Origin of the sequence: Rhodococcus sp. BS-15 (assembly GCF_000813105.1) — a bacterium.
In the GTDB taxonomy this organism is placed as follows: domain Bacteria; phylum Actinomycetota; class Actinomycetes; order Mycobacteriales; family Mycobacteriaceae; genus Rhodococcoides.
This window is the reverse complement of sequence record NZ_BAOX01000499.1, coordinates 1-1,929: the sequence shown is the minus strand read 5'-3', so window position 1 is coordinate 1,929 and position 1,929 is coordinate 1. Positions and strand designations below refer to the sequence as shown.

Genomic DNA, 1,929 nt, shown 5'->3' with positions numbered 1-1,929 from the left:
GGGGCGAACTGTTTGTTCAGGAGAATTCGGAAAGAATGGCGCGCGGGGCTCGCATCGAATGTCGCGCTACATTCGATGATGGTCGGAATGAATTACATCGATGGTATTTCAGACAATGTCCGCGGCAGATTTCGACCACTGCCCGTAATCGGCTTTCAGAATATTGTTGATGTCGACTTTGACTCCGCCTACGAAATCCTTGTCGATTCGGATCTGATGAATGTGCGCGTCGGGGTGAACGAAGCCCTTGGGTGTTCCCCAATTGTGCTGCCAATACCATTGGCCGAGTCCGGCAACCGAGGCCAATTCGATGGTCGGTGAATTGGCGTAGATCCCCGTGTTCTCGGCTCCGATCACCGACTGCAGCCCAGGATGTACGGCGCGATCAGAGTTGCGAACTCCACGGCGGTGGGGTTGTCGTCGATCGACGCGTAGATCGGGCGGTCCGCCGGACCACCGGCGGCGAGGTGGAGCTCGAGGCCTCGCTCTGCGTGCTTCACGCCCGCTGCGTACCCGCCACGCCAGTCGGAAGTGGCCCCCTTGCCGAATTGATAGTTCGAGACCACTTCCAGGCCTGCGGATGTCAGCGAGTCGGCCTCGGACTTGCGCATCGGCTTGCCGATCATCCAGTTCGCATCCGGCCGCCGATCGGAGACATATCGGACGGCCCCGAGGTGGCCGGCCCCCTTGATGGCCGACGCGACGGCACCCCACCCGAATAGTCGACGAGTGTGCCGAGTCCGGCGTCAGCGTGCGCGGTGGCTGTACCCAGCGCAACCAATCCGACGGCGGCCGCGGACCCCGCGGCGGCGTACTTGAACAACTCACGTCGCGAAACCTGCACAGAAATCTCCATCGTCGTTCGATCGCTGCGGCGCGCCTACCCGAGAAATCGCACAACCACTGCTATCTTCCATCGTTTGTCGTATCCCACCACAATCCCATCGGCATCGCCAGCCCCACTGCTCACACCCACCACGTTTCCCTCCAGCTTCACACGAGCACCTCGAGCATCGACGTCACGAACATGAATATGGTGGGGAGGACGATGCACGCACGAACGCGCTGAGGAGTGGATGGACATGGGCGTATCGCTCGCCAAGGGTGGAAATGTCTCGCTGACCAAAGAAGCACCGAACCTGACCGCGGTCAGCGTGGGACTCGGTTGGGATGTCCGCGCCACCACCGGTGGTGACTTCGATCTCGACGCCAGCGCCATCGGACTTCGCACCACGAAGAAGGCACTGAGCGACAGCTACTTCGTCTTCTACAACAACCTGCGCTCCCCCGACGGTGCCATCGAGCACACCGGCGACAACCGGACCGGCGAAGGCGAAGGCGACGACGAGAGCATCGATGTCGACCTGGCAGCCCTGACCCCGGAAGTCAACTCCATCGTCTTCCCGGTGTCCATTCACAACGCCGATGCTCTGGGCCAGAACTTCGGTCAGGTCGTCAACGCCTTCATCCGCGTGGTGGACAAGTCCGACGGTCGCGAACTCGCCCGCTTCGACCTCAGCGAAGACGCCTCCACCGAAACCGCCATGGTGTTCGGCGAACTGTACCGCCGTGGGGCCGAATGGAAGTTCCGCGCCATCGGCCAGGGCTACGCCTCGGGCCTGGAGGGAATCGTGCGCGACTTCGGCATCGACGTGGGTTAGAAGCGTCGACGCTCACCCACCGGTATCGGTTGGTCCGGCGGGTGAGCGCGTCTCGATTGGACAACGGTATGGGTCGGAACTTGTGACGCCCAGATGATGTGTGGTGATATCAGCGCACACGCAACATAAGCCACATCAGTCACAGGAGTCACACATGTCTCGTCGCCTCAGCCGTTTGGCGGGCGCGCTCGCGCTCTCCTGCGCGGCATTGCTCGCTGTTCCCGCCACTGCTGCAGCGGATCCGGCGCCGGCCGATCCGCTGGCGCAG

At 62.2% G+C, this 1,929-nt stretch carries 1 protein-coding gene and 1 pseudogene; one reads left to right on the top strand and one right to left on the bottom strand.

Features of this window, described 5'->3' with window-relative positions:
- Positions 1 to 108: 108 nt before the first annotated feature.
- Positions 109 to 856: pseudogene (locus tag RHBS_RS27320) on the bottom strand (DUF1906 domain-containing protein).
- A gap of 226 nt (positions 857 to 1,082) precedes the next feature.
- On the opposite strand from RHBS_RS27320, the gene RHBS_RS27315 reads away from it, so the two are divergent.
- A complete protein-coding gene (locus RHBS_RS27315; RefSeq protein ID WP_121873582.1) occupies positions 1,083 to 1,661 on the top strand; it encodes a TerD family protein in 579 nt (192 codons plus the stop codon).
- Positions 1,662 to 1,929 lie beyond the last annotated feature (268 nt).

Excerpts from the sequence above, each read along its gene's own strand:
- RHBS_RS27315 (WP_121873582.1), top strand. The coding sequence starts at position 1,083 with ATGGGCGTATCGCTCGCCAAGGGTGGAAATGTCTCGCTGACCAAAGAA.